This is a genomic window from Chamaesiphon sp. (assembly GCF_041737865.1).
In the GTDB taxonomy this organism is placed as follows: domain Bacteria; phylum Cyanobacteriota; class Cyanobacteriia; order Cyanobacteriales; family Chamaesiphonaceae; genus Chamaesiphon.
Map to the genome: position 1 here is coordinate 1 of NZ_JBGSQZ010000147.1, position 24,891 is coordinate 24,891.

Below are 24,891 nucleotides of genomic sequence, written 5' to 3' on the forward strand. Positions count from 1 at the left end.
CTGTTCAATTGACGTTACAATCATGTCACTATTTTTTTGAAGGGGACAGGGATATTATCGCTGTCTTTTTTACTTTTGTCCCTTTCCCTCACGTCACCCTCCCCGTATAAATGCACTCCCCCATCCCTTAACTACGCCCGATAGGTTACATTACAGATCGGAACCAACCGCGCTTCCAGAAAAAGAAAACTAGACTACCTGCGGTTGTTATCATCAAAGCCAGACAAAACGGATAACCCCAATACCATCCTAATTCGGGCATATTTAGGGGAGATTTGGCGCGATCGAAATTCATCCCATACAACCCCGCAATAAATGTCAGTGGAATAAAGATCGCTGAAACAACGGTGAGTAATTTCATAATCTCATTCATTTTATTACCCACTGCGGAGAGATAGACATCCATCAGCCCCGTTGCTAGTTCTCGATAGGTTTCCACCATATCCATCACCTGAACTGTATGGTCGTAGCAGTCGCGCAAATAGACCTGAACCTCTCTACTAACCAGATCGCTACCATCCCGAATCAAAGAATTAATCGCGTCTCGCTGGGGCCAAATTGCCCGTCTAATCGTCAGTAGTTCACGCCGAACCTTATAGATTTTTTCCAGTGTCGATCGATCGGGACGCGTAATGACTTCATCTTCCAAATCTTCAATTAATTCTCCATAGTATTCTAAGACTGGAAAAAAACCATCCACGATCGCATCCAGTAAACAGTAAGCTAAATAATCGGCACCTTGCGTCCGAATAATTCCGCGATCGGCATCAATTCGTTGGCGCACACCATGAAAGCAGTCTTCTTCGGGTTCTTCTTGAATTGTCAGTAAGTAGTTTTTACCTAAAACTAAACTAACTTGCTCTTTAGTAAATCCAGTTCGCTCTGAATTTAGTACTACCATAATCGCAATAATTAGTAACTGATCTTGGTAGTGTTCGATCTTCGGACGTTGTGGCACATTTACCACATCTTCTACTAACATCTGATGTAGACCGAAAATGGGACTCAAAGCATCCCATGTTTCCATATTTCCCAATCCTAAAACATCTACCCAAGATACAGTATGTGTAGTTAAATGCTGTTTAATAATCTTTGGATCGGCGATCGAAACTCGTGTCGCTCGATCGCGATCGTAATCGATCAAAACTAACTCTGCTGGTTGTGCATCTGGACTCAAATGTAACTGTCCTGGGATCGTTCCTGGTCGATCGTAAAAATAGTCCAACCGTGACGTTTCTGGCTGTTTATAGGTACTAGGAAAATCTAGGTTTGACATATATTTTATCTAAAAACATGGGTGTCGATCGCTAAAGAACGAAATGGTGAGTCGATAATTTCGAGCTGAATATCTGATTCTAACTCTTCCCAGCGTTTGCGGAGTTTCTCGCGATCGGTACTACCGATATCTACATGTACGCAATAATCTCATCGGCGATACTGCGTGGATAGTCTAGAGCCTCCACTGTACCGCGATTGAGATGTCCGACGATCCCGATCGCCGGATGGGTAAATTTTTCAGTCCGAGGGCGAGGATCATAACCCCGTGGAGCCAGATAATGACATATGGTTAAACTAATAGTGGGTATTTGCTCGTGAATGGATTCACTATCTAACTTTAGATATTTTTGGTAAAGAGCGGATGCGATCGCGTAGCATGAGCATCCGCGCAATCGATTGTTGGCGATATTCATACGCTGTGCCAAGATCGCAAGACTGCCATATTATCTCACATTGACCGAACAAGTTGATTGTTATTGACTGAACAAAGGCTTCACAACGCTATTTTAGCAACTAAATACATGGAAAATAGCTCCAATCTATGGTGGATTTATGCTCTGCTATCAGCTTTTTTTGCGGCTCTAACTACGATCTTTGCCAAGATTGGAGTCGAAAATATCGATGCTAATTTAGCTACTGCCGTGCGAACAATTGTAGTTGTTTTGATTGCTTGGGGAATAGTATTAGCACAGGGCAATATTAGCCAACTAAGCACAGTACCCGCTCGCACACTAATATTCTTAGTTATTTCTGGTGTTGCTACTGGTTTCTCTTGGCTTTTTTACTTCAAGGCATTACAAATGGGTAAAGCTGCACAAGTAGCACCAATTGATAAATCTAGTGTGGTAATGGTTATTCTCTTTTCAGCAATTTTTCTCCACGAACCACTCACACTCAAAGTCATCTTTGGTGGTTTTCTGATTATCATCGGTACATTGGTCTTAGTGTTGTAATACTTATTTCTGGTCGATCGGGTAGGAAGGGAGTATATTTACTATAAATATCAGGTGGACACTGCCCACCTTATATTTAATGACAATATCATGCCTCTGACTTCTGGGAAAATAATCCTAAAATTGGACCGAGGATCGCACCAAATACAAACCCGCCAGCATGTGCCCAATAAGCAACACCACCGTTTTCCATCCCCACATTAGTACGCGGTGCAAGCGTCGCAAAACTATATAAAGCTTGTTGAAAAAACCAAATTCCTAAATAAAAATAAGCCGGAATATTAGTAAAAAATGGAAAAATGCCGATCGGAATAACAGTCCTAACACTGGCATTGGGAAACCGAATAATATAAGCTCCCATCACACCTGCGATCGCACCACTTGCACCCAGCGATGGCACCTGCGAACCTTGACTAAAATACCATTGAGCTAAACTAGCAAGAACACCACAAGTTAGATAAAAGAATAAGAATTTAAAATGTCCTAACTGGTCTTCGACATTATTACCAAAAATCCATAAAAATAACATATTTCCGGCGATATGTGCAAATCCACCGTGGAGAAATTGAGCTGTAATCAGAGTCAAAATTTCAGGTGGTTCTCCCGACAAAATCGGCACTGGAGTTCCAGCGAATGTACCTGTAAGTTGAGCGGGTACGACTGCCCATTGATAGAAGAAATTGGTCAACTGGCGTTCGGGGAAGGACAATTCATAGATAAATACCAGAACGTTGGCGGCAATTAACCCATAAGTAACAACTGGGGTAATTCGGGTGGGATTATTGTCGTCGATCGGAAACATATTAAGTTAGGGGATAGGGGACGGCTGCCGATCCTCAGATCTACTTGGATCGATCGACAGCAAGAAGACGATCGGGGTGCAAGTCTCATCAGTTCGATAGTGCAATCTCGATCGCATTGATTCTTTGTTATGAGTATTCCTCAACTAACAATAATTTAACATCGAGCCTATCTATCCATTGGCATATTGTCTACTCGGCACGATCTCCTCGTCAACCCCAATTCGATTCAGATCTTGGATCTGAATCGAATCGCCGGATTGACAACAGGCGCGGCACAACTAAAGCTTTTGACATCCTCTCATGCCATACCACATACCTAGTCACTAATGATTTACTAAGACATAAACTGCCCCAATTACGACGGCACCACCACCGAGTCGAAATAACTGTGCTTGAAATTTTGGTTGATAACGATCTATTGCCAATCCCATCCCAATTCCAGCTAGATGCAATGTGGCAGTTGAAAGGATAAAACCAAACCCATAAGCTAATCCTGAAGCTGTTTCAGGCATTTCGGCTCCGTGAGCGTAACCATGAAAAATAGCCAGGATACCAACAATCCCAGCACTCAGAGCTAGCGGTAATCTAGCAGCAAATAATAGCAACAAACCGAGAATAAAATCGGAAGCTAAAATTCCCTGTTCGACACCTGGTAAAGATACCCCAAAATGCCCCAGCACACTACTGCCAGCCATTGCCAGCATAAAGGCACTAGGCACCATCCACAGAGCCTTTCCGCCAATCTGAGCTGCCCATAAACCTATAGCTACCATCGCTAAAATATGATCCAAACCACCGATCGGGTGTGCTAATCCATGCCAAAACCCGCTGGTATCACCGACACCTGTATGGGCACTAGCAATATTCGGAATTAGTAGAGTAATCGCGATCGCACCTACTAAATACTGCCAAAATTGATTTTTTTTCATCATGAATATCCCTGAATTACCAGTTAATTTAACACTAAGATGGTCTAGGGTTTGCTGTTCTTTACGTTACAAAACATCAATCTTCATCGATATCTTCACTTTCAGTCTCGGCTGGTAGGGCGGCGACGATCGCGTCAATCACCCGCCCCACCGGAATAATTTCCATCCCCAAATCGGGAAAAGTTTGATGTCCTTTAGGTACGATCGCGCGTTTGAACCCCAACTTAGCCGCCTCTTTCAGGCGGAGTTCTAATTGAGATACCTGGCGAACTTGTCCGCCCAAGCCGATTTCGCCGATTAATATAGTGAATGGAGCCACTACCCGATCGCGGAAACTGGCGACGATTGCGATCGCCATCCCCAGATCCACGGCTGGTTCCTCCACGCTCAAGCCCCCCGCAGAGGCTACATAAGCATCCAACTTAGAAAGTGGAATCCCGACGCGTTTTTCTAATACTGCCAGAATTTGCGTCAAACGGTTGTAATCGATACCAGTACCCGCACGCCTGGGCGATGGGTAACTCGTCGGACTCACCAACGCTTGTAACTCCACCACGATCGGTCGAGTCCCCTCACAGGCGACGACAATCGAGGTACCTGGAGCCATCCCCTGGCGATCGCCTAGGAACAGCTCAGACGGGTTGTCAACCTCTCGTAACCCGCGATCGACCATCTCGAACACTCCCACCTCATGCGTGGCTCCAAAGCGATTCTTAGTCGATCTGAGCAGCCGATGAGACGCAAACCGATCGCCTTCAAAATACAGCACGGTATCCACCAAATGCTCTAATACTTTCGGCCCCGCGATCGCCCCCTCTTTGGTCACATGACCGACGATCAGCAGGGTGATGTCCTCCCGCTTGGCAACCTTCATCAGAGCCGCCGTACACTCCCGTACCTGTGCCACCGAACCCGCTGCTGATGTCAGCGCGGGGAAGTAGACTGTTTGGATACTATCAATTACTGCTACATGCGGTTTGAGCGATTCCAACTCTCTGAGAATTTCTTCTAGATCTGTCTCGGCTTGGATATACAAATTTGCCCCATCCGCCACGGTTAAGTTCACCGATGTCTCTGGTGTCCCCATTTCTGCGGCTTCTTCACTCGTCAGTTCTCCTTTTGTGCCCTCGACTCCCAATCTTGAGGCGCGGAGTTTCACCTGCTTGGCAGATTCCTCCCCACACACATACAGCACTCGATAATGCTTGGACATCAGATTGGCAGTTTGTAGTAGTAGCGTAGATTTACCAATCCCTGGATCGCCACCGATCAATACTAGCGAACCCGGGACGATCCCACCGCCCAAGACTCGATCGAGTTCCCCAAAACCTGATGCCCAACGTTCCTCTTCACCATCGATAATCTGCGGGAAAGTTAGTGCAGCCAGTGGATGGGGTTGTTCGTTCGATCGACCATTAGTATTTTTGGCACCCAGTCCCCTAGCCGCAGATGGCGGTGCTTGTTCGATTAGTGAGCCATAGGTGTTACAGATTGGGCATTTGCCATACCATTGTGGGGATGTCGATCCGCATTCATTACAGACATACGATGTGCGCGGCTGTTTTGCCATTCTTGAGGAGTTAAAGGGTAGAGGGTAGATCGGGATCGGCTAAGTTGTGTTAAAAAATGTTAAGAATATTGAAGCGGCGATCGACGTGGGTTCCGATTTCTGAGGGGGTTTGACCGCCCCAATTTAGTTGGAATCAATGATAATCTTAATCATAGGATGTTAAAAATTAACGTTAAAAAAATTACCACTATACGATAGGAGCTTTGATAAGCTTGGAAAATCATAAGGAAACTATTCTGGTCGTTGATGATGAGGCTAGCATCCGTCGCATTTTAGAAACTCGCCTCTCCATGATTGGCTACGACGTAGTTACAGCCGCTGATGGGGAAGAAGCTCTAGAAACTTTTCGCGAAACCTGTCCCGATCTCGTCGTGCTTGATGTGATGATGCCCAAGCTAGATGGGTATGGGGTATGTCAGGAGCTACGCAAAGAGTCGGATGTACCGATTATCATGCTGACGGCTTTGGGTGATGTTGCCGATCGCATTACCGGACTAGAATTGGGTGCGGATGACTATGTAGTCAAACCCTTTTCTCCCAAAGAATTGGAAGCGCGGATTCGCTCGGTGTTGCGGCGGGTGGATAAAAATGGATTGAATGGGATTCCTAGTTCTGGCGTGATTCAGATCGCCACAATTAAGATCGATACCAATAAACGTCAAGTTTATAAGTCTGACGAACGAATTCGCCTGACGGGGATGGAGTTTAGTCTCCTCGAATTATTGGTGAGTCGATCTGGTGAGCCATTCTCGCGATCGGAAATCCTCCAAGAGGTTTGGGGTTATACTCCCGAACGTCACGTCGATACTAGAGTGGTAGATGTCCACATTTCCCGACTCCGCGCCAAATTAGAAGAAGATCCCAGCAACCCAGAACTGATTCTCACGGCTAGAGGTACGGGTTATTTGTTTCAACGGATTATCGAACCTGATGAAATCTAGGGGCTAGAGACGATCGCCTTAACAGGGAGTGGGAATACCCACTCTCTAGTTTTTGTGTCTCCACCCTAATATTTTAGTCTATTTGAACTCATCGGATCGCGGATTGAGGGTGCCCAGTCGAGCATCGATAAATATGAAAGAAGATAATGGTCGGATCGTGCGACTCCTCCCGATCGTCGCCGGGAGCATCGCCGGAACATTGCTAATGTTAAATCGGGTACTGACCCCAGAACTAACCGACTCACAGGCTCGATCTGATGCTGTGGGCGTAATTTTGACAGCGGTATTAATCTTGACTGGATTACTATGGCAACAAGTTCAGCCTAGAAAACCCGATAGTATTATTTTAGAAGGGACAGCAGGATTTGAACTGTCACCAACGCTACCAGATCCGCTCAAAACTGAGTTAGCCTGGGCATCACATCTACTCCTAACGAATACCGTCACTCGATCGATCGTCGTCTATTATCAGGGGCAAGTATTACTCAGACGCGGCATTTTGGCACCAAAAGCCGAAGTTACACCTGGGGTAATTCTCGATCGAGTTTTAACCAAACAAAAAGCAATTTATCTAGTAGACACCAAAGTATATCCTGGCAGAATTGAATTTGATTACTTACCCGCCAACACTCAAGGGATAATTTGTCAGCCATTAGGGAGTCAGGGAGTGATGATCTTGGGTGCAAATACTCCCCGCAGCTATACCAAACAAGATGAAGCTTGGATCGAGGGAATTGCCGATAAATTAGCAAATAGTTTGGAGCTAAACTTGCCAATTGGCTCGATTGCACCAAAGCCCAACGACAAAAGATGAGGAATGTTACTTTTTTCACATACCTAAAATACCAGATTGGTAAAATATTTTTAGCGTAAATAGTAATTTCGGCAATTATTAAGTGCATAATGAAATTATCATCTAACTAATTCGATCGTGGCTAAAACTAAAGTAGAATCTGCACCCAAAGCCCCAAAAAGTGCTGCATCCAAGACAGCTAAACCAGTTGCCAATGCAGACAAATCAGCCAAAGTAGCTGCAACCAATACCACCGAGTCAGCGGATACCGAGTCAGCGGATACCGACGCATCGTCAACTGAAGCCGTACCTGCTGGAAACCCGCTCACTGGCAAGGCTCTACTCCAAAAAGTTAAGGAATTTTCTCATCTTGCCAAGCGCGAAACTGCCAAGCAATGTGGCTATGTGAAAACTTCCTCATCTGGTGGAGTTCGCACCGATCTATCTGGCTTCTATGATGCCGTACTCGCTGCCAAAGGTGTTAAATTAGACGAATCTAGTAGAGACAGTCGCGGCAAAGTTGCCACTTATAAAGCGACAGTACACAAAAATGGTCAGTTATTAATTGGCTCTGCTTATACCAAAGGCATGGGTTTAAAAGAAGGTGACATCTTTACGATCAAACTTGGGTACAAGCACATTCACTTGATTCAAGAGGACTAATAGCGATATCGCTCCCTGACTAAAACGGGGGCGATAGATAGCGATTAATTATCCCTGTTTAAATTTGAACAGGAGAAACTGGGTGATTTGACGGCTACTGAAGTTATTGTCGCTGACTAAAAGTAAAGTTTGGCTACCATCAGGTAAACGCGAACCAAATGCCATTCCTTCGAGATTATCGATGTAGATATTCAGTTGCTGGAGATCGAAAGCTAGTTGTTTTTGAATTGGTTGAATTGTGGTGTTGCCTTTGAAGCTAGCAATTTTGCTAGTATCGGTAGCACCCGCCATGCTGGTTTGAAATAGCTTGGCACGGAAGCCGAATAAGCCGAAGGAACGTTCGAGCGTCAGAAAATGACCGCTAGTATCGATCGATTGAATCTCCGGCAAACCATGCTCGATCGCGCCCAATGGGGGAGAATCTAATTGGTAAAGGTGTTCGCTGATGATTTCAGCTTTATCGCTGATTAGATAGTGCAACCAGCGGTTTTTAGCACCAGGAATCTTACCATTATTACCAACTTTTGCTACTTCTTTATCCTGGATTAAAGCTGATTCTGTAGCGGCAAATAGTCTCAGGGCTTCACCACTAGCGGGGAGAGTACCTGTAGGGCTAAGGGTAATCCCTTCAAAAGCCAGATTATTTTGAACCCCACGCTTGCCCTCAAGATCGGGGAGATAACGTTGCGGGATGGGTAAAGCTTGTTTGACTTTGCCACTCTTGAGATCGAATTCATTGATAAACGGGGGAATATTTTTGTTGCGATCTCCCTCACTAGAAATGAATACCGAGGCTTGAGGCGTTAAGGCGATGGCTTCAGTATCAGTTTCCCCACGCGGATAGGTTTCACCACTACTATTTTTGAGTAGCGTCACATCAGTGATATCGACTTGCTTAAATTTTACCTGTTGAGAATTGGTCTTGTCTAAATCTAGTTTGAGCGTGTAAAATCTAGCTGGTGCCTGCTCGCCGCGATCGTCAGAAATAGCATAAAACCTGTCGCGCTGTCGATCGTATGCAAGTCCCGATAAGCCACCAACACGCGTATTTTTAACCATCAGATCGTTGGGAACTTGATATGCGCCGATATACTCGATCGATAGTTTATTAAAAATGCGACTGCTAACTTCACCAGGAATAGCTGGGCTACAAGAAGTCAGGAAGATGGAAATACCCACAAGACATAATAACGCCCCCAAGGAAACAGTCCCAGCTAAAATCCAACTCCCGAATTTTTTGCGTTGAGGATCGGGGCTTTTATCTAAAGTCATAAATATTTTGGGTAATAATACTAGGGAATGAGGGTTTTATTTAATCCCCCATTACTTAACTGTCAACTGTCAACTGTCAACTGTCAACTGTCAACTTTACCTATGTCTTCATCTACTTTACCCATCCCCGCTAATATCAAATTCGACGAAGCTATCGCTCTTACTCAGGCATTCTTGAACCAGCTTAAAAAGAAGGAGTTAACATCCAGCCAAATTCAGAAAGTTGTCTCTGAGTTGGTGCAGACATCTAACGGTGCTAGAGGATTTTTTGTGACTTACCTGACAGCGCAAGATCCGATTTGTGACGAGCCTCAACCAGAAATTATCGCGGCTCTACACGCACATCCAGAGATCGCCGCCGACTTACTAGTCAAAAATATTGCGATGTCTACGGCTCAACAACTTTATCACCAGCGGCGGAACGATCTCGAAATGGTTGCCTCTTCAGCCACTGTAGCAGCACGAACAACCGAAATTATCCAGCAATTAAAACTGCCCCAAATTCAGGATATGTGTCGGGAATTAGTAGATACTATTCATAATGGAAGTGGCTCGTACCGTGAATTTTTGACTCGCTGGGGTTATGATGACGAGCAGAATAATTCGATCGCTCAAATAGTTTCATCGTTAGGCATCTATTAGTCACCCACAAATAATGGTAGGGCAATTCATGAATTGTCCCTACCATTATTTGTGTAAACTAGTTGAGCTGCTCTACCGAACTTTATAGTAGTCCAGTACTAGCACCTTGCTTACCAGTTGCTAATTCAACTTTAATAATTTTGCCACCCATTTTCATGATCCGCTGTTGTTCGCGAAACCAGTTATCGTAAGGAACTAATTTAGTGAAATAAGTATTTTGGAGTTCGCGCTGGGTTCTGATCCGGGATTGGCTGGGAACGCAAGCGGTGACTTTGAACATCCGCATATTAATGGTGCTCCTATTCTTATATTTTAGATAATCTATACTAATTTTCGCACTTTTCGGACAGGAATTATCTAGTTACCGTTGGTTAGTCCGATTCTCTTGTCAGAGAGGCGTGCCTACCGCAGGCTATCGCCAACGCGGGAACGAGTTCCGATCGATTGTGCTTCTAAATACATCAAAATCTGGGAGTCAAAGGTTAATCTTAGATCGTCAAAACTCATCCTATTTAAGCTAGATAAGCTGTTGAAGCTCTAACATTCACATCTGACTTCCCAGACTCGATCTCTATATTCTCGACAGGTTGTTTAACCGATCGACTAGCTCAAGCCAGAACAGATATAGTCTAAGTAAACACCCATTTCTTTACCAGCATCAGCACCGACTAAACTAGCGGTGACTTCTTTGATGGCTTGGATTGCTTGTACGGTTGCAGCTACAGGAACTCCCAAGGAGTTATAAGTTTCTTTCAAACCGTTGAGGACGCGCTCATCCAAGATGGAAGGATCGCCAGCTAGCATTGCATAGGTAGCATAACGGAGGTAGTAGTCCAAGTCGCGAATGCAAGCAGCATAACGACGAGTGGTGTACATGTTACCACCTGGACGGGTGATGTCTGAGTACAACAGGGATTTGGCTACAGCTTCTTTAACGATGGTTGCAGCGTTGGCACTGATCGTACCAGCCGCACGAACGCGGAGTTCGCCAGTACCAAAATAAGCTTTGAGCTTATCTAGTGCAGTGGAGTCAAGGTATTTACCTTGAACGTCAGAAGAATTGATAACAGAAGTAATTGCGTCTTGCACGATCCTAAATTCCTTAGCTAGTCTTTAGTTGCTGATTTCAAAATTCGTAGCTGATTCGGGTTGAATCAACTAGCTCATTGCACCGATTAAGTAGTCAAAGTAAGCACCAGCTTCTGCTGCGTCTTCACCAGACATCATAGATGCCGCGGCATCTTTCATGGCACGAACACCACCAGCGACTGCATCGATGGGGGTACCTAAAGATCTATACATCTCACGTACGCCAACTACACCGATTTCTTCGATCGGAGTCACATCACCAGCAACTACGCCGTAAGTGATCAACCGGAGGTAATAGTCCAAGTCACGCAAGCAAGTTGCAGTCATTTCTTCGCCGTAAGCATTACCACCGGGAGAAACAACATCAGGACGTTGTTGGAACAGTTTGTCGCCTGCACCTTTGACTAAACGCTCGCGAGAGTCAGTCAGGGTTTGAGCGATGCGGAGACGACGTTCGCCAGAAGCAACGAAGTTTTTGATCCGATCTAATTCGCCTGGACTCAGGTAGCGAGCTTCAGCGTCTGCATTGACGATCGCTTTGGTGACGATACTCATTGTGGGTTACTCCAAAAAAGTTTTTTACCAGACTTACATTCGGCTACAAGCCTTTTGGTCTGAGGTTGATTACTAACACCTATATCATATATAAGTTGGTCGCAAATTAGGTACCTTCCGCAACCATTTTCCGGCATTATGAGTATTTTCTGAATAATCTCGTAATAGTTTGTAACGATCGGGGATCGCTGATGGTGGTTGTGGCTGCTCTAGCTCGGGACTTATAAAGTAGGAAAATTAGATTATGATGTGCAGATATGTAGGGTGGACAGTTTCCACCATCAAGGTTTCAGCCTATTTCTATCCAATAAATATTTATTCACAGGTACCACTATGATTGAGGATGCACTACCAAATGAGGAGTACGATACCGCAATCGAACAAATTGGTTTACTAACAAAACAGCTAGAGAATGCCGAACCAGAAAAGCGAGAAGAGCTACAGGCAGAAATTCATCGGTTACTGGTTCAAGCCGTGGATGTATCGCTCACAGACGATGAAAAGCAATCTCGCGATAACTTTATCCAGCACAATGTTAGTGCGATGGAGTATGCGCTTATTACGCAAGATTTCGTTTATCCAGTGGCAAAGGTGATTGAACAGCAGACAAAACGTGAAATTCAATCGCAACTATATGAGTTTAAATCTATTACTTTTGATGGACAGACTATCTATAAGATTCCTCACCAAGGAAGACATTTTAGAGAAGATTTAGGTGTAAATACATTAGAGATGGTTTGTATTCCATCTGGGAGTTTTCTGATGGGCGACTCATCAGCAAAAGATTATGCCTGTTGGCTCCCGCAACATTTAGTGACAGTACCAGCATTCTCGATCGGTAAATTTGCGATTACTCAAGCACAATGGGTTGCCATCATGGAAGATAACTCATCGGCAAATGGAGAGGACGATGGGTTGCCTGTTGATAGCGTTTCTTGGGATGACGCTACTGAATTTTGTCAACGATTATCACGATTTACGGGACGAAAATATCGCTTACCCAGCGAGGCTGAGTGGGAGTATGCTTGTCGAGCGGGGACGACTACAGCTTACAGTTGGGGCGATGAGATCGATCGACGATTTGCTAATTACTTCGATTTTGATAGTCAGGCAGAATTGGCAACTAAGCCTGTCGGCAGTTACGCTCCTAATGCTTTCGGCTTGTATGATATGCACGGCAACGTTTTTGAATTCTGCCAAGACCGATGGCATAATGACTATGAAGATGCTCCAATCAATGGTAGTGCTTGGCTTGGCTCGAATTTAGATGACAATAAGCTGGTTGTGATTAGAGGTGGCTCCTTCGATTATTATGCTAATAATTGTTTGTCATCAGAGCGCAGGGAAACAATTCAGGATTATCGTTATCATGGCACAGGCTTTCGAGTAGCTAGCGATGCGGCATTAGATTGATTTTTAAAATGAGCATCTTCGGGACTGTTAGTTTATTTGATGGCGGCTGATACAGCGGCTACACCAACTTAAAATATTAATTAGTCGATCGCAATATTTCGAGATTAATATGTCCAATCTTCCTTTTCTCATCCTTGATGTATTTGCAACAGGGAAATATACAGGCAATCAACTCGCTGTTTGTTTGGATGCCGGAGATTTGACCGACCTTCAGATGCAGCAGATCGCCCGCGAGATTAATTTCTCAGAGACGACCTTTGTCACGAACTCAGAGCCAGTTAATGGTGGCTACAACACCCGTATTTTTACGCCGACAACGGAGTTACCATTTGCCGGACATCCGACACTGGGAACGGCATTTGCGATCCAGCAGGAGCTAGTACAAGAAGCTGTCGGACGAATTAACCTTAACTACCAAGTCGGGCAGATTCCGATCGATTTTAACTATCTCAACGGCTCACCAGATATTTTGTGGATGCACCAACAGCAGCCCAAATTTTACGATCCTTTATCTGCTGAGATGCTGGCTGCTGTCATTGGTGTAAACCCTACAGATATCGATTCGCGTTACCCGATCGAGCCAGTCTCGACTGGGCTACCATGTATAATCATGCCGCTCAAAACTTTGACAGCAGTGAGTCAGGCAAAATTAAATCTAAACCTGTATTACCAAGCTGTTACCAATCTTCCGGCTCAAGCGATCCTGATATTTTGTTCAGAAACGATCGATCCCGAGCGGCAATTACACATTCGAGTCTTTACCGAATGGTATGGGATTCCCGAAGATCCGGCTACAGGTAGTGCCAATGGTTGTCTAGCCGCATATCTGGCTAAGTATCAATACTTAGGTAGTTCAGATCTAGACATCGCCGTCGAACAAGGCGTAGAGATGGGTAGATCTTCAGTACTATATTTGCGGAGCCAATATACAATTGATACATGTCCCGTCAGTGTCGGCGGTCGTGTCATCAAAATTGCTCAAGGTGAATTTATCTTGTAAATGTGCCCGATATCGAGCGTGCTAACTAGCTGAGATCCAATTGGTCGGCAGTGCCCACCCTAAATTCTCAAACCTAAAGCCTAAAACCTAAAACCTAAAGCATAATTCCCCCCCCCTTTCCGAAATCTGAGAATTACGTTAAATTTAATTAAGATATGTATTCAGAGATTTTAAAGTGTATAAGACAAACTGAATTAATAATTCTTAACTGATAACTGTCACTTCGTACCCAAAGGCAAACAATTTTATGAAGTTTTCGTGGAAACTAGCAGCACTGTGGACGATTCCAGTTCTGGTAATTGGCTTCTTCGTGTGGCAAGGAGCATTTACCCCTGTCACTGCTGAAGTTAGTAAAAATACGGCAAGCACTCGGATGACTTATGGTCGTTTCCTAGAGTACCTCGATGCAGATCGTGTCAAAGCAGTTGACCTATATGATGGTGGTAGAACAGCGATCGTCGAGGCGCTCGATCCAGATCTCGAAAATCGGATGCAGCGTCTGCGGGTCGATTTACCAACCAATGCACCAGAATTGATCGATCGACTCAGAGATTCAAACATCTCCTTTGACAGTCATCCAGCACGTAATGATGGTGCAGTCTGGGGTTTCCTCGGTAACTTAGTTTTCCCAGCACTATTAATCAGCGGCTTGTTCTTACTATTTCGCCGTTCCAACAACATGCCTGGTGGTCCAGGTCAAGCGATGAACTTTGGTAAGTCCAAAGCGAAGTTTCAAATGGATGCTAAAACTGGTGTGATGTTTGATGACGTCGCCGGAATTGCTGAAGCGAAAGAAGAATTGCAAGAAGTTGTAACTTTCCTCAAACAGCCCGAACGCTTTACAGCGGTGGGTGCCAAGATTCCTAAAGGTGTCTTGTTAGTTGGCCCTCCAGGTACAGGTAAAACCCTACTGGCAAAAGCGATCGCGGGTGAAGCTGGAGTACCATTCTTTAGTATCTCCGGTTCGGAATTCGTCGAAATGTTTGTCGGTGTAGGTGCGTCCCGCGTCCGCGACTTGTTCAAGAAAGCTAAAGAAAACGCTCCTTGTATCATCTTCATCGATGAAATTGATGCAGTCGGTCGTCAACGTGGTGCTGGTATCGGTGGTGGTAACGACGAACGCGAACAAACCCTGAACCAAATGCTCACTGAGATGGATGGTTTTGAAGGAAATACCGGAATTATCATTATCGCCGCGACTAACCGTCCTGACGTACTTGACTCTGCTCTGTTACGTCCTGGTCGATTCGATCGACAAGTACAAGTAGATCCACCAGACATTGCTGGTCGGATTGAGATCCTCGGCGTTCATTCCCGTAACAAAAAATTAGGTGCTGATGTCTCATTAGAAGCAATTGCCCGTCGGACTCCTGGCTTTACAGGTGCTGACTTAGCCAACTTGCTCAATGAAGCAGCAATCATGACCGCACGTCGTCGCAAAGATGCGATCACCAACCTCGAAATCGATGATGCAGTCGATCGAGTCGTTGCTGGGATGGAAGGTACTCCACTAGTCGATGGCAAGAGCAAACGCTTGATTGCTTACCATGAAGTCGGACACGCGATCATCGCTACCCTCATCCCCGCTCACGATCCACTCCAGAAGGTCACATTGATTCCTCGTGGACAAGCTCAAGGTTTAACCTGGTTTACTCCTTCTGAAGATCAGTCCCTGATCTCACGGACTCAACTCCGCGCTCGAATCTGTGGTGCTTTGGGTGGACGTGCAGCCGAAGAAGTCATCTTTGGAGATTCTGAAGTAACAACTGGTGCTGGTGGTGACTTACAACAAGTCACATCGATGGCACGCCAAATGGTGACACGGTTTGGAATGTCCAAACTCGGCCCTCTGTCCCTAGAGAGTCAGTCTGGTGAAGTATTCCTCGGCGGTAACTGGGGTGCGCGTTCTGAGTACTCTGATGAAGTAGCTGCTCAAATCGACCAACAAGTTCGCGAAATCGTGGCTGAATGTCATCTAGAATCACTGAAAATCATGCGCGAAAATCGTTCGGTAGTCGATCGATTGGTAGACCTCTTAATTGAGAAAGAAACTATCGACGGTGATGAGTTCCGCCAAATCGTCGCTGAATACACAGTGGTACCTGAAAAGCCTCAGTTTGCACCTATGCTCTAGACAACGCAATTAAATTGTCCATCTAGACAAGCGAAATAACCCTGCTATTATTCAACTAGCAGGGTTATTAGTTTCAAATGTTGTAATTTTGGATTGATATTCCGATCGTCTAAAAAAGCCCAGATCTTCTAACTATCTAGACTTTTGCAGATTTCAAAAATATCTTCTTTGGTGTTCGAGTTACCTAACTTAGCGATAGATCTACATTTTGTGAGAATTAGCTAGTTTCTTTCTAATCCGAACGGCCGCTGTACCACCAATTAACGTACCAATGACGGTAAATGGTTCGGGAACTGCTGCGGCTGTAGTAACCACAATATTACCTCTACCAGAGATCGCGTTCGAGAAATTCCCAAAATCGCTACTCCGTAAACCACTGGTGACTAAAAAATAGTTAACCCCAAGATCGAGAGGATATACAAACTGTGAAATTGATACTCCAAGACCATTGGGAGCGTTAGTAGAGGCCGATCGTAAATTAGTGAAGACCCGATTCGGATCGAAAGAAACTTCATAGAGGGAGATGGCATTTTGCCAACCTGTTGATGTGCTACTAAAACTATAGACATCAGCAGTATCAACGCCAAACTCAAACACACTGTAGCTAGAGGGTGCTAATGAAACAAACGCTTGAAATGTTGAACCACCTGAGCTAGTAGTTCCAGGATAGGTAAAAGTAGCAGCATCAGCGGGGTGCCCGATTAGACCAAATCCTAGCATCGAACCAATCAAAGTCATCTTAGAGGTTGTAATATTATCAAAAATATCACTGACGAGCTGTTTTGGAGATTTGTAGTGCATAATTTATGTTGCTAAAATGACTCATATCTAAAATATACCCAAACTCTGATTCTTAATCGTCAGTTAGAGGTTGTTTGAAAAGTTAGCTTCAATCCTCACAAATGGTGAGATCCCCGATCTTGAGTTGGGGTAAGTTTACGATAGAGTTGGGTCAATGATGGTCGTGTAATAACTTCCGAAGTTCTTGACTATTTCTGCATAAGCATCTAAGTCAGCTAGAGCCGATTTTAGAGCAGGGCAATTGTTGACATCAGTTTCGATATCGATAAAAAATAGATAGTCACCCAGAGAACGTTTGCTAGGACGAGACTCAATCCGACTCAAGTTCAAACCCCGATTGGCGAAGTAGCCCAGAGCAGTCATCAATCCACCCGGAGCATTCGATCGCAAACTAAACGCCATAGAGGTACAATTTCCCAGCAGTGCTGGCTGTAAACTAATTGCCCAAAATTTAGTTTGGTTATCTGGATAATCATTAATTGGGTGTACCAATATCGGTAGCTCGTATAGATTTGCCGCTCGAACTGAAGAGATGGCGGCGGCGTGAGGCTGCGTTGAGAGCGTCGTTAGTGCTGCGGTAGTGGAACTGTCGGCAATCCGTGCAGCTTGGGGCAGATGCTGTTGTAACCACTGTTGACACTGACTCAGAGCTTGAGGGTGTGAGTAAACTGTCTCGATCTGGCTCAAGTCGGTGGCGACAGAAATTAAGGCATGATGGATCGGTAAGACGATCGCCTGTTGAATTTGGAGCGGTGCGGTTAGTTGCCAGATCGTATCGGCGGTCATCGTCACACCACCCTCGATCGAGTTTTCGACTGGCACGATCGCCAGTGTTACCTCCTCACTAGCCACCGCTTGGAGCGTTCGGGCGATATTGGGATAAGGCTGCAAGCAAAATGCCCCTGTGATTTCTGTCTTGGCATAAGCAAGTGCAGCAGCTTCGGCATAAGTACCCGCAGGCCCCAAATGAGCGATCTTCAATGTCATAAACAATTCGCAAGTAGTACCAGAATTGTGGCACTAACTTGGTAAATTACTGAATTTTTTAATTTTATCTAGAAATCTGGATCGTGAATACGATAAAATCTTAGATAAAGGTATATTATCGCAACTAGACATCGATAAATTAAAACTTATTTTTTTGCTAAGTTTCAGATATTTAACAGCATTAACTATTAATTGTTAATTAATCTCTCCGGTGTTACTAGTTTCTAACACCTAGCTACTTATATGCACATCGTTAAATTTACAGCGGATCGATCGGTTGACATTGCTGTACCCCAGCAACCTATCCCCATTCAGCACTATCTACGCCAGCCGCATCGTTTGGTGCGATCGCTAGTTGAACCAAATCGGATTAAACAGGTGAGTGATGATGAGTTTTGTCTGACGATGCGGACGCTGAGTTTTTTTGGATTCGATCTTCAGCCGACGGTATTTTTGCGAGTTTGGACAGAAGCTGACGGGACGGTACGAGTTGCTTCTACCAAGTGTGAAATTCGGGGAATTGATTATATCGATCGACGTTTTAGTCTCAAACTGATCGGTAAATTGTCACCTTATCAAAAACAGGGAGAAACTTATCTCGAAGGACGTGCAGATCTGGAAGTTCGAGTAGATCTCCCACCACCATTAAACTTTATGCCTACTGCAATGGTAGAGTCGGCTGGAAATAGTTTGCTCAAAAGTATCCTCAACGCTTTTAAGCAAAGATTGATGTACCAATTATTGGCTGATTATGCAATTTGGGCAAATACAGGGAATCAAGGCGATCTCTCTGACTCTTCAGCTAATCCTCATCCACATTTAGGCTAGTAATTCCAGCTAAGGGAAATTCGTGAATTGCCATACCCTGACAAGGGCTGAAAGACTGTCGATGTTGGGGTGTAATTCCATGTTTTTCGATCGCTATCAGGTGCTGGGCGGTGCCGTACCCTTTATTCTTGGCGAGGTGGTACATGGGATAAATTGCTGCTAGCTCGGTTATCAATCGATCGCGCCAAACTTTCGCTAAGATACTAGCAGCCGCGATCGAGACAGACTTATCTTCCCCTTTAATTAGGGTTTGCTGACGAAGATCTAGATCGGGAATCGATTTATTCCCATCTACTAAACATAATTCCGGTGTCACTGATAGCCCAATTATTGCCCGCCGCATGGCTACTAAAGTTGCTTGGAGAATATTTAACTTGTCAATTTCTGCTACAGTAGCTACCCCAATATTATAGGCAATAGCAACTTGCTGAATCTGCGGTACTAGTAATTCTCGACGGCGAGCTGAAAGTTTTTTACTATCTTTGATGCCCAAATTCTGACAATCAATAATTGCAGTCTTGGGTAGAATAACTGCTGCTGTAACTACCATCCCAAATAATGCCCCCCGCCCAACTTCATCGACGCCAGCGATGAGATCTTCTTGACATATAAATTCGTGACTAGTCATGGTTGAGAGGAGTGAGCTTCATCTGTAGATATAGTAGTTAACGTCAGTTGCTAGTTATAGAGTGCCTACGATTGAAATCGTGGCTAATATTGCAAAGTCCAACGTAGACTACGATCTCAAGTGTCTTAATCACTTTAGCGACTGATATAAATAAAGTAGTTAACGTCAGTCTGAAATTAGTTAAGATATAGCCCCGACTGCTAGGAGAAGTCGGGGCTATTAGTAGCGTCAACGATTAATCGACTGTTGCAGAAGATCGGCGTTTGCGTCGCCGATTTTCTGGTAGTTCTTCTGGTTGCTCGATCCCGATTGTCAGTGGCTCAAATGGCTCAGGATCGATCGAGATCGCATCAGTCTCCACTACTTCATCAATAGCTTCAGGCTCTGGGAGCGTTTCCACTACCTCATCAATAGTTTCAGCTTCTAAGGGCGTTTCCACTACTTCATCAATCGCTTCAGCTTCTAAGGGCGTTTCCACTACGTCCTCGACGATTTGAGCTGCTGAATCATCGGGGATAGTAGACGTGACAATCGCGGCAGGTGCGGGAGGCAAGCTGCCGACGGGCACAATATTAATAATTGCTGTTTTAGGGTTATTCAACTCCTGTCCCGACTTTATTAATGGCGAAATTCCCATCCAGGCGTAGGTTTCTTTCTCCAAATCCGACATTTCGACGGCGATTACTTCTGGCGGTTCGATCGTCGGACGAGTCGGCTTGACTCGCTGAGGTTTCCCAGGACGTTGCTCTTGTTCGGCTAAATCGGCGGTGGTTGTTAAGGTATCCTCCGCTAAGTCTACTGCTGGCAGTGCTTCTGGCAGTGGATCTGGGACAAATGCTTCGATCGCTGGCGGCGCAAAATTACGACTAACTAGAGTCGCCCGTGCGTTATCCTCAGACGGAGAAGGGGCATTACGATTGGGGATGACAGCGCGACTAACAGCATTAGTATTCGGCATTGCAATACGTGGAGTATCGCTAGTGGGTGTCGGACGCGGTACATTCCGCACTACCTCTTCGCGTTCGGTGCGCCCTACTCGGCGGCGACGTTTTTTGTTACCATTCTGCTGTTGATAGCTAGGATGATTGACTAGATCGAAGTCGTTTTCACCTTCTGTGCCCTCTGGATCGAAGCTATCCCATTCTGCTGCTGGTGCTGGTGCTGGTGCCGATTGGCGCGGATCGGGCAATGTCCGAGCGTTGCGACGGGGACTTCTCGTCAATCCTCTGGCGGAGCTGGATGTACTTTCCGTAGTGCTGCGATGACGATGTTCGCGTTGCGGTGCGGTAGAAACTAGTGAAATCGGCACTGCTTCGCCGTCTGCACCATAAACTGCCTCGCCAGGAACGTGTGCTAAATGTCCTAAACCGCCGCATGTACTACAGGTTTCGCCAAATAACTCATAGATATTTTGACCCTCACGTTTGCGGGTGAGTTCGACTAGTCCTAATTCGGACAATTGGGCGATTTGGGGTCTAGCTTTATCAGCTCGAAGTTGTTTGTTAAAATGCTCCAGTACTTGGAGTTGATCTTTGCGGTAATCCATATCGATAAAATCGATAATGATCACCCCAGCGATATTCCGCAGCCGCATCTGGCGGGCAATTTCTGTTGCCGCTTCACAGTTTGTCCACAACACTGTTTCGCGGGAGGTGTTCGATCGAGTGAAGGAACCAGAGTTAACATCAACTACAGTTAGTGCTTCAGTCGGCTCGATGATGATATAACCGCCTGAAGGTAGATCTACTCTGGGTTTTAGTGCTTCTCTAATGGCGGCATTGACTCGGAAATATTCGAGAATCGGTTGACGTTCTCGATGCCGATCTACGACGACTCCTGGAGGTAGTTGACCGTCATTCCAGCCCAGTAGGGTCTGTTTGACCCGTTTGAGTCCCTGATCGGAGTCTACGACAATGCGGTTGACATCTGCCGAAAACATGTCCCTGAGGACTCTTTGGATGAAATCATCATCGCGATTGAGTAGAGCTGGCGCACGGGTAGAATTTGCATCCTGCTGGACAATCTCCCACTGTTTTTGAAGTTGTTCTAGATCTTCAAGAATTGCCTCTTCTGTGGTGTCTTCGGCTTCAGTCCGCACGAGTAGACCCATCCCTGCTGGTTTAGCTAGGACGGCTAAAGCTCTGAGCCGATTTCGCTCGCCTTCAGTCCGAATCCGGCGGGATAGATTTACCCCTTTACCAAAGGGAATCAACACGACATAACGACCAGGGAGGCTGACATTTCCAGTTAGTCGGGGGCCTTTATTTCCGGTTGGCTCCTTCATGATCTGCACCAGCACTTTTTGCTGTGGTGCGAGCAATTCAGTAATCGAGCCAGCACTACGTCTGAGTCTGAGTGGCCCTAAATCGGTAACGTGGATAAATCCATTGCGAGAAGGTTCGCCGATGTTGATAAACGCAGCATCGATCCCTTGTAACACATTTTCGACGATGCCAAGATAGATATCACTGACCTGATGTTGTCCGGTCGCTACTACCAATTCTTGAATTTGGTCTTCCCCAAATACGGCACCAATACGGTGTTGCTCCGCAATAATTATTTGCTTTGGCATTCAATTTCCTCGAAAATTAGCAGCATGTCCGGTCACTGAGAATCGATAGGTGCCGAGCTGTGCTGGTATGATGTAACGTAATTTGTCCAAGTAGCTAACTGCTTTGTAATTAATTTGAATCGATCGCCAAGCCTATGCGATCGTATTTTGAGATACTGCCAATCGGCTAAAGTATCCCATCGGGAGTTAGATGCCGAACATCTATCTGCGTCGTTGAGTGCTAAATGATGCACTCACACTAGAGATGTAGATGTATGGCTCTCGATCGACGATCGCGTCAGCTTTGTTGGTGTGTGCTTCTAAAAAATGAGCATCACGTTGCAACGTAAGATCCTAGACTGAGTTCTACAGAGTAGATACTACGACGTGACGTAGCCTCGCTATTTTCCTCTCATCTTGAGATCTCACTTACTCAATGGTCATTTGCTTTTAGGCACAACGTCTGACTAAGTAAAGAATGTCTCGAACAGCAGATTTGTCTCTGTCAAAATACTTGACAAACAACAATTGTTTGTCTGGTATCTGTTGGCGAGAATCTACCCAAATATTAGTTACGAGTAAGTTCGTAGCAATTGGGCTTACATCTTCAGATGACCCCAGCGATCGACATCAACTCCAAACATTGGAGCTGTAGCTTGCTAAAATAGAGCGAACTGGAGCGATCCTCCAATTCTCACTAGATCCATTGCACTTAGTAATTAGCTACAAGGATGGTGGTATGTCCAGAATCCACGAAAATTTTGTCAAGTAGGCGATCGCATCCAGTTTGGATTACCGGAAGGATTGAGAAGATCGGCTTGGCTTATTCTTCTTTTGGGCGATCGCTCCTGGTTACTTTCGATTATAGCTGCAAATTGTCACGATCTCAAAGCTAACTTCCGTAGACTCTGAATCGTCTCGATTGTCGCCATCGCAACTCGATCGATTTGCTCTACTGTATTATTGTGCCCAATTCCGAACCTAAGTGCTGCATAAGCCAGAGATTCCGATCGTCCTAGTGCCTTCAAAACGTGTGAAGGCTCGATTTTGGCGGAACTACAGGCGGCTCCCGATGAGAGGGCGACAGTGGGACGCAAGCCCAGCAGGAGCGCATTCCCATCGACTCCAGCGACACTAATATTGAGATTTCCTGGCAGTCGTTGGGTCGGATGACCATTGAGATAAATCCCTTCAACCTGACTCAGTTGCGACCACAATCTGTCACGCAATTCGGTCAGTCTCGCTTTTTCCATCTCCATTTCGACGAGAGCGATTTCGACAGCTTTGGCAAAGCCGACGATCTGGGGCGGATATAGTGTACCCGATCGCATTCCTCGTTCGTGTCCGCCACCATGCAGTTGCGGTGACAATTTCACGCGCGGATCGCGACGACGGACGTATAATGCACCGATACCTTTTGGCCCATATACTTTATGTGCCGTCAGCGACATCAAATCGATATTTAAGCGTTCGACATCTAAGGGGATTTGACCGATCGCTTGTGCGGCATCAGTATGAAATAAAATTCCATTTTCTCGACATATTTTACCAATTTCTGCTATTGGTTGGAGTACTCCAATCTCATTATTTGCTGCCATAATCGAGACCAAGATCGTATCGGGACGGATGGCTTTTTTAAAAAGATCGAGATTGACCAACCCGTCGGATTCGACAGGTAGATAAGTAACTATAAATCCCAATGATTCTAGATATTGACAAGGATCTAACACCGCATTGTGCTCGGTTTGGAGGGTAATAATATGTTGCCCCTTGGAAAAATATGCTTCGGCTACACCTTTGAGCGCGAGATTATTGGCTTCCGTCGCACCACTAGTAAAGACGATTTCTTCGGTACTTGCGCCAATGGCTGCGGCGATGGTTTCTCGCGCGCCAGTTATTGCCGCTTCCGCTGCCCATCCATACTGATGGGTGGTACTAGTCGGATTGCCAAAATGCTCGGTAAAATAAGGCAACATCGTCGCTAGAACGCGAGGATCTACAGGCGTTGTAGCATGTCGATCGAGATAAATTGGTAAGTGTCGATCTGGGGACATGTAGTGGTGAGTTAGGGTTGATTCGATCGAGGGGGGTTGGGGTGGATGCTTGGATCTACCCATCCCGCCCGTTGGGCACCCCTCCGAGGAGGGGATTTTCTTTAGCCCTTCCCAGACGGAAGGGCGGATATACTAGCTAGGAACGTAGTCTAGTGAGCCTGTATGTACACGGTAGCCTAATGAAATACAAGGATAAACTCCCCTCTTCGGAGGGGTGCCAGTAGGGTGGGGTGGGTCAGATCCACGCATCTCAACTAAAATCGGCAAACGTCGATTGAGACTAAAGATGTAGATCGATCGACCTAGACATCAGGATGGCAATACCTCGATCTTACCGGAATCTCTAACACCCAACAACACAAAAAAGACACCGCAATTAATTACGGTGCCTTGGGAAATAAACCTTTTCTCAAACATCAGTAGCCTACTACATCTGTGCCAAATTAGATTTTGGTCGTAGCTTTCAGTTTCTTTCTCATCCGTAGTGCTGCGGTTCCACCTACGAGGGTACCGATAATAGTAAAGGGTTCGGGAACTGCTGTCGCTGGAGTAACTTGTGAGAGAGTCCCAACTGTTAAGTTATCAAATCCGAAAAAATCAGTCCCTACATTGGTATTGCCAAAGGTAAGCTGATTGAAAGTTTCACCAGCAGTTTGGGCAATCAGACCGTAATAAAGTGCCGAACCATTGGGAGCACCAATTGTGTTGGGGACAGTTAAAACACTACTCACAACATCATTAAGAGATAGAGTAATTTGTCCATTAAAATCTCCGATATCAGTGCCGTAAAAACCGAACGCAGCAACAGGATTGGCAAAATTGATGGTAAAAGTACCATTACCAACTTCATAATAGTTGCTACTACCTAGGGACTTCCAGGAAATAAATAGTTCCGAGAGAGTAAGATAGACTAAGAATCTATACCGAAAGGAGATCTGAGCAATGTTGGAACTCACAGCCGGACTCAAAATATTATTGAAAGAGACAGCAGAACGGCTCAAAGGTCA

Annotated in this window: 24 protein-coding genes and 1 pseudogene; 9 read left to right on the top strand and 16 right to left on the bottom strand. The window is 45.3% G+C overall.

Going from position 1 to position 24,891, the window contains the following annotated elements; translation table 11 throughout:
* Positions 1–145: 145 nt before the first annotated feature.
* Both corA and ACEW9J_RS10895 read right to left on the bottom strand, forming a co-directional pair.
* Entirely contained in the window at positions 146–1,276 is a 1,131-nt protein-coding gene (gene corA / locus ACEW9J_RS10890) for a magnesium/cobalt transporter CorA (RefSeq protein ID WP_373545143.1), read from the bottom strand.
* A gap of 130 nt (positions 1,277–1,406) precedes the next feature.
* Positions 1,407–1,691 (bottom strand): hypothetical protein, encoded by a 285-nt coding sequence (locus ACEW9J_RS10895; RefSeq protein WP_373545144.1) that lies wholly within the window; start codon positions 1,689–1,691, stop codon positions 1,407–1,409.
* 108 nt (positions 1,692–1,799) lie between these two features.
* Between ACEW9J_RS10895 and ACEW9J_RS10900 the strand changes: the two genes are divergently transcribed.
* Complete coding sequence (locus tag ACEW9J_RS10900) at positions 1,800–2,231, top strand: EamA family transporter (RefSeq protein ID WP_373545145.1); 432 nt, start codon at positions 1,800–1,802, stop codon at positions 2,229–2,231.
* A gap of 88 nt (positions 2,232–2,319) precedes the next feature.
* On the opposite strand, the gene ACEW9J_RS10905 is transcribed toward ACEW9J_RS10900, so the two are convergent.
* The 3 genes from ACEW9J_RS10905 to radA all read right to left on the bottom strand — a co-directional run bounded on the left by ACEW9J_RS10905 (position 2,320) and on the right by radA (position 5,533).
* Positions 2,320–3,033, bottom strand: coding sequence for a rhomboid family intramembrane serine protease (locus ACEW9J_RS10905; RefSeq protein ID WP_373545146.1), 714 nt, complete (start codon positions 3,031–3,033; stop codon positions 2,320–2,322).
* Positions 3,034–3,357: 324 nt separating this feature from the next.
* Positions 3,358–3,966, bottom strand: a complete 609-nt coding sequence (locus ACEW9J_RS10910) for a HupE/UreJ family protein (protein ID WP_373545147.1) — start codon at positions 3,964–3,966, stop codon at positions 3,358–3,360.
* Positions 3,967–4,039: 73 nt separating this feature from the next.
* Positions 4,040–5,533, bottom strand: coding sequence for a DNA repair protein RadA (gene radA, locus ACEW9J_RS10915; protein ID WP_373545148.1), 1,494 nt, complete (start codon positions 5,531–5,533; stop codon positions 4,040–4,042).
* Positions 5,534–5,745: 212 nt separating this feature from the next.
* On the opposite strand from radA, the gene rpaB reads away from it, so the two are divergent.
* From rpaB to ACEW9J_RS10930, 3 genes and pseudogenes are all read left to right on the top strand, one after another.
* Positions 5,746–6,474, top strand: coding sequence for a response regulator transcription factor RpaB (gene rpaB / locus ACEW9J_RS10920; RefSeq protein ID WP_373545149.1), 729 nt, complete (start codon positions 5,746–5,748; stop codon positions 6,472–6,474).
* 133 nt (positions 6,475–6,607) lie between these two features.
* Complete coding sequence (locus tag ACEW9J_RS10925) at positions 6,608–7,288, top strand: cofactor assembly of complex C subunit B (RefSeq protein ID WP_373545150.1); 681 nt, start codon at positions 6,608–6,610, stop codon at positions 7,286–7,288.
* Positions 7,289–7,585: 297 nt separating this feature from the next.
* Positions 7,586–7,930, top strand: a pseudogene (locus ACEW9J_RS10930) (AbrB family transcriptional regulator); the annotation flags it as partial.
* 48 nt (positions 7,931–7,978) lie between these two features.
* Here ACEW9J_RS10930 and ACEW9J_RS10935 read toward each other — a convergent pair.
* Positions 7,979–9,202 carry an esterase-like activity of phytase family protein gene (locus ACEW9J_RS10935; RefSeq protein WP_373545151.1) on the bottom strand — a complete coding sequence of 408 codons (1,224 nt, stop codon included), beginning with the start codon at positions 9,200–9,202 and terminating at the stop codon, positions 7,979–7,981.
* A gap of 102 nt (positions 9,203–9,304) precedes the next feature.
* Here ACEW9J_RS10935 and ACEW9J_RS10940 point away from each other — a divergent pair, with 102 nt between their 5' ends.
* On the top strand, positions 9,305–9,844 hold the full coding sequence (locus tag ACEW9J_RS10940; protein ID WP_373545152.1) for a hypothetical protein: 540 nt from the start codon (positions 9,305–9,307) through the stop codon (positions 9,842–9,844).
* Between the two features lie 82 nt (positions 9,845–9,926).
* Here ACEW9J_RS10940 and ACEW9J_RS10945 read toward each other — a convergent pair whose 3' ends face one another.
* The 3 genes from ACEW9J_RS10945 to apcA form a co-directional block, all read right to left on the bottom strand.
* Positions 9,927–10,130, bottom strand: a complete 204-nt coding sequence (locus ACEW9J_RS10945) for a phycobilisome linker polypeptide (protein WP_373541121.1) — start codon at positions 10,128–10,130, stop codon at positions 9,927–9,929.
* Between the two features lie 317 nt (positions 10,131–10,447).
* Positions 10,448–10,933, bottom strand: a complete 486-nt coding sequence (gene apcB / locus ACEW9J_RS10950) for an allophycocyanin subunit beta (RefSeq protein ID WP_373545153.1) — start codon at positions 10,931–10,933, stop codon at positions 10,448–10,450.
* A gap of 69 nt (positions 10,934–11,002) precedes the next feature.
* The gene (apcA, locus tag ACEW9J_RS10955; RefSeq protein WP_373545154.1) at positions 11,003–11,488 is read right to left on the bottom strand and encodes an allophycocyanin subunit alpha; all 486 of its coding nucleotides are present in this window, start codon (positions 11,486–11,488) and stop codon (positions 11,003–11,005) included.
* Positions 11,489–11,821: 333 nt separating this feature from the next.
* Here apcA and ACEW9J_RS10960 point away from each other — a divergent pair, with 333 nt between their 5' ends.
* From ACEW9J_RS10960 to ftsH2, 3 genes are all read left to right on the top strand, one after another.
* Positions 11,822–12,901: a formylglycine-generating enzyme family protein gene (locus ACEW9J_RS10960; RefSeq protein WP_373545155.1), complete on the top strand. Its 1,080-nt coding sequence runs from the start codon at positions 11,822–11,824 to the stop codon at positions 12,899–12,901.
* A gap of 109 nt (positions 12,902–13,010) precedes the next feature.
* Positions 13,011–13,901 (top strand): PhzF family phenazine biosynthesis protein, encoded by an 891-nt coding sequence (locus ACEW9J_RS10965; RefSeq protein WP_373545156.1) that lies wholly within the window; start codon positions 13,011–13,013, stop codon positions 13,899–13,901.
* Positions 13,902–14,148: 247 nt separating this feature from the next.
* Positions 14,149–16,035: an ATP-dependent zinc metalloprotease FtsH2 gene (ftsH2, locus tag ACEW9J_RS10970; protein WP_373545157.1), complete on the top strand. Its 1,887-nt coding sequence runs from the start codon at positions 14,149–14,151 to the stop codon at positions 16,033–16,035.
* A 201-nt stretch (positions 16,036–16,236) separates the two neighbouring features.
* Here the strand turns inward: ftsH2 and ACEW9J_RS10975 are convergent, their stop codons facing one another.
* Both ACEW9J_RS10975 and pheA read right to left on the bottom strand, forming a co-directional pair.
* On the bottom strand, positions 16,237–16,836 hold the full coding sequence (locus tag ACEW9J_RS10975; RefSeq protein ID WP_373545158.1) for a PEP-CTERM sorting domain-containing protein: 600 nt from the start codon (positions 16,834–16,836) through the stop codon (positions 16,237–16,239).
* A 135-nt stretch (positions 16,837–16,971) separates the two neighbouring features.
* Entirely contained in the window at positions 16,972–17,823 is an 852-nt protein-coding gene (gene pheA / locus ACEW9J_RS10980) for a prephenate dehydratase (RefSeq protein WP_373545159.1), read from the bottom strand.
* 243 nt (positions 17,824–18,066) lie between these two features.
* Here pheA and ACEW9J_RS10985 point away from each other — a divergent pair, with 243 nt between their 5' ends.
* Positions 18,067–18,651, top strand: a complete 585-nt coding sequence (locus tag ACEW9J_RS10985) for a DUF1997 domain-containing protein (RefSeq protein ID WP_373545160.1) — start codon at positions 18,067–18,069, stop codon at positions 18,649–18,651.
* Here ACEW9J_RS10985 and ACEW9J_RS10990 read toward each other — a convergent pair.
* The 5 genes from ACEW9J_RS10990 to ACEW9J_RS11010 all read right to left on the bottom strand — a co-directional run bounded on the left by ACEW9J_RS10990 (position 18,626) and on the right by ACEW9J_RS11010 (position 24,840).
* On the bottom strand, positions 18,626–19,279 hold the full coding sequence (locus tag ACEW9J_RS10990) for a ribonuclease HII (protein WP_373545161.1): 654 nt from the start codon (positions 19,277–19,279) through the stop codon (positions 18,626–18,628). The two genes, ACEW9J_RS10985 and ACEW9J_RS10990, sit on opposite strands and share 26 nt — an antisense overlap.
* A 235-nt stretch (positions 19,280–19,514) precedes the next feature.
* Entirely contained in the window at positions 19,515–21,851 is a 2,337-nt protein-coding gene (locus ACEW9J_RS10995; RefSeq protein ID WP_373545162.1) for an Rne/Rng family ribonuclease, read from the bottom strand.
* A 201-nt stretch (positions 21,852–22,052) separates the two neighbouring features.
* Positions 22,053–22,175 carry a hypothetical protein gene (locus tag ACEW9J_RS11000; protein WP_373545163.1) on the bottom strand — a complete coding sequence of 41 codons (123 nt, stop codon included), beginning with the start codon at positions 22,173–22,175 and terminating at the stop codon, positions 22,053–22,055.
* A 533-nt stretch (positions 22,176–22,708) separates the two neighbouring features.
* Positions 22,709–23,884 carry a cysteine desulfurase family protein gene (locus tag ACEW9J_RS11005; RefSeq protein WP_373545165.1) on the bottom strand — a complete coding sequence of 392 codons (1,176 nt, stop codon included), beginning with the start codon at positions 23,882–23,884 and terminating at the stop codon, positions 22,709–22,711.
* A 443-nt stretch (positions 23,885–24,327) separates the two neighbouring features.
* A complete protein-coding gene (locus tag ACEW9J_RS11010; protein ID WP_373545164.1) occupies positions 24,328–24,840 on the bottom strand; it encodes a PEP-CTERM sorting domain-containing protein in 513 nt (170 codons plus the stop codon).
* Between the last annotated feature and the right edge of the window lie 51 nt (positions 24,841–24,891).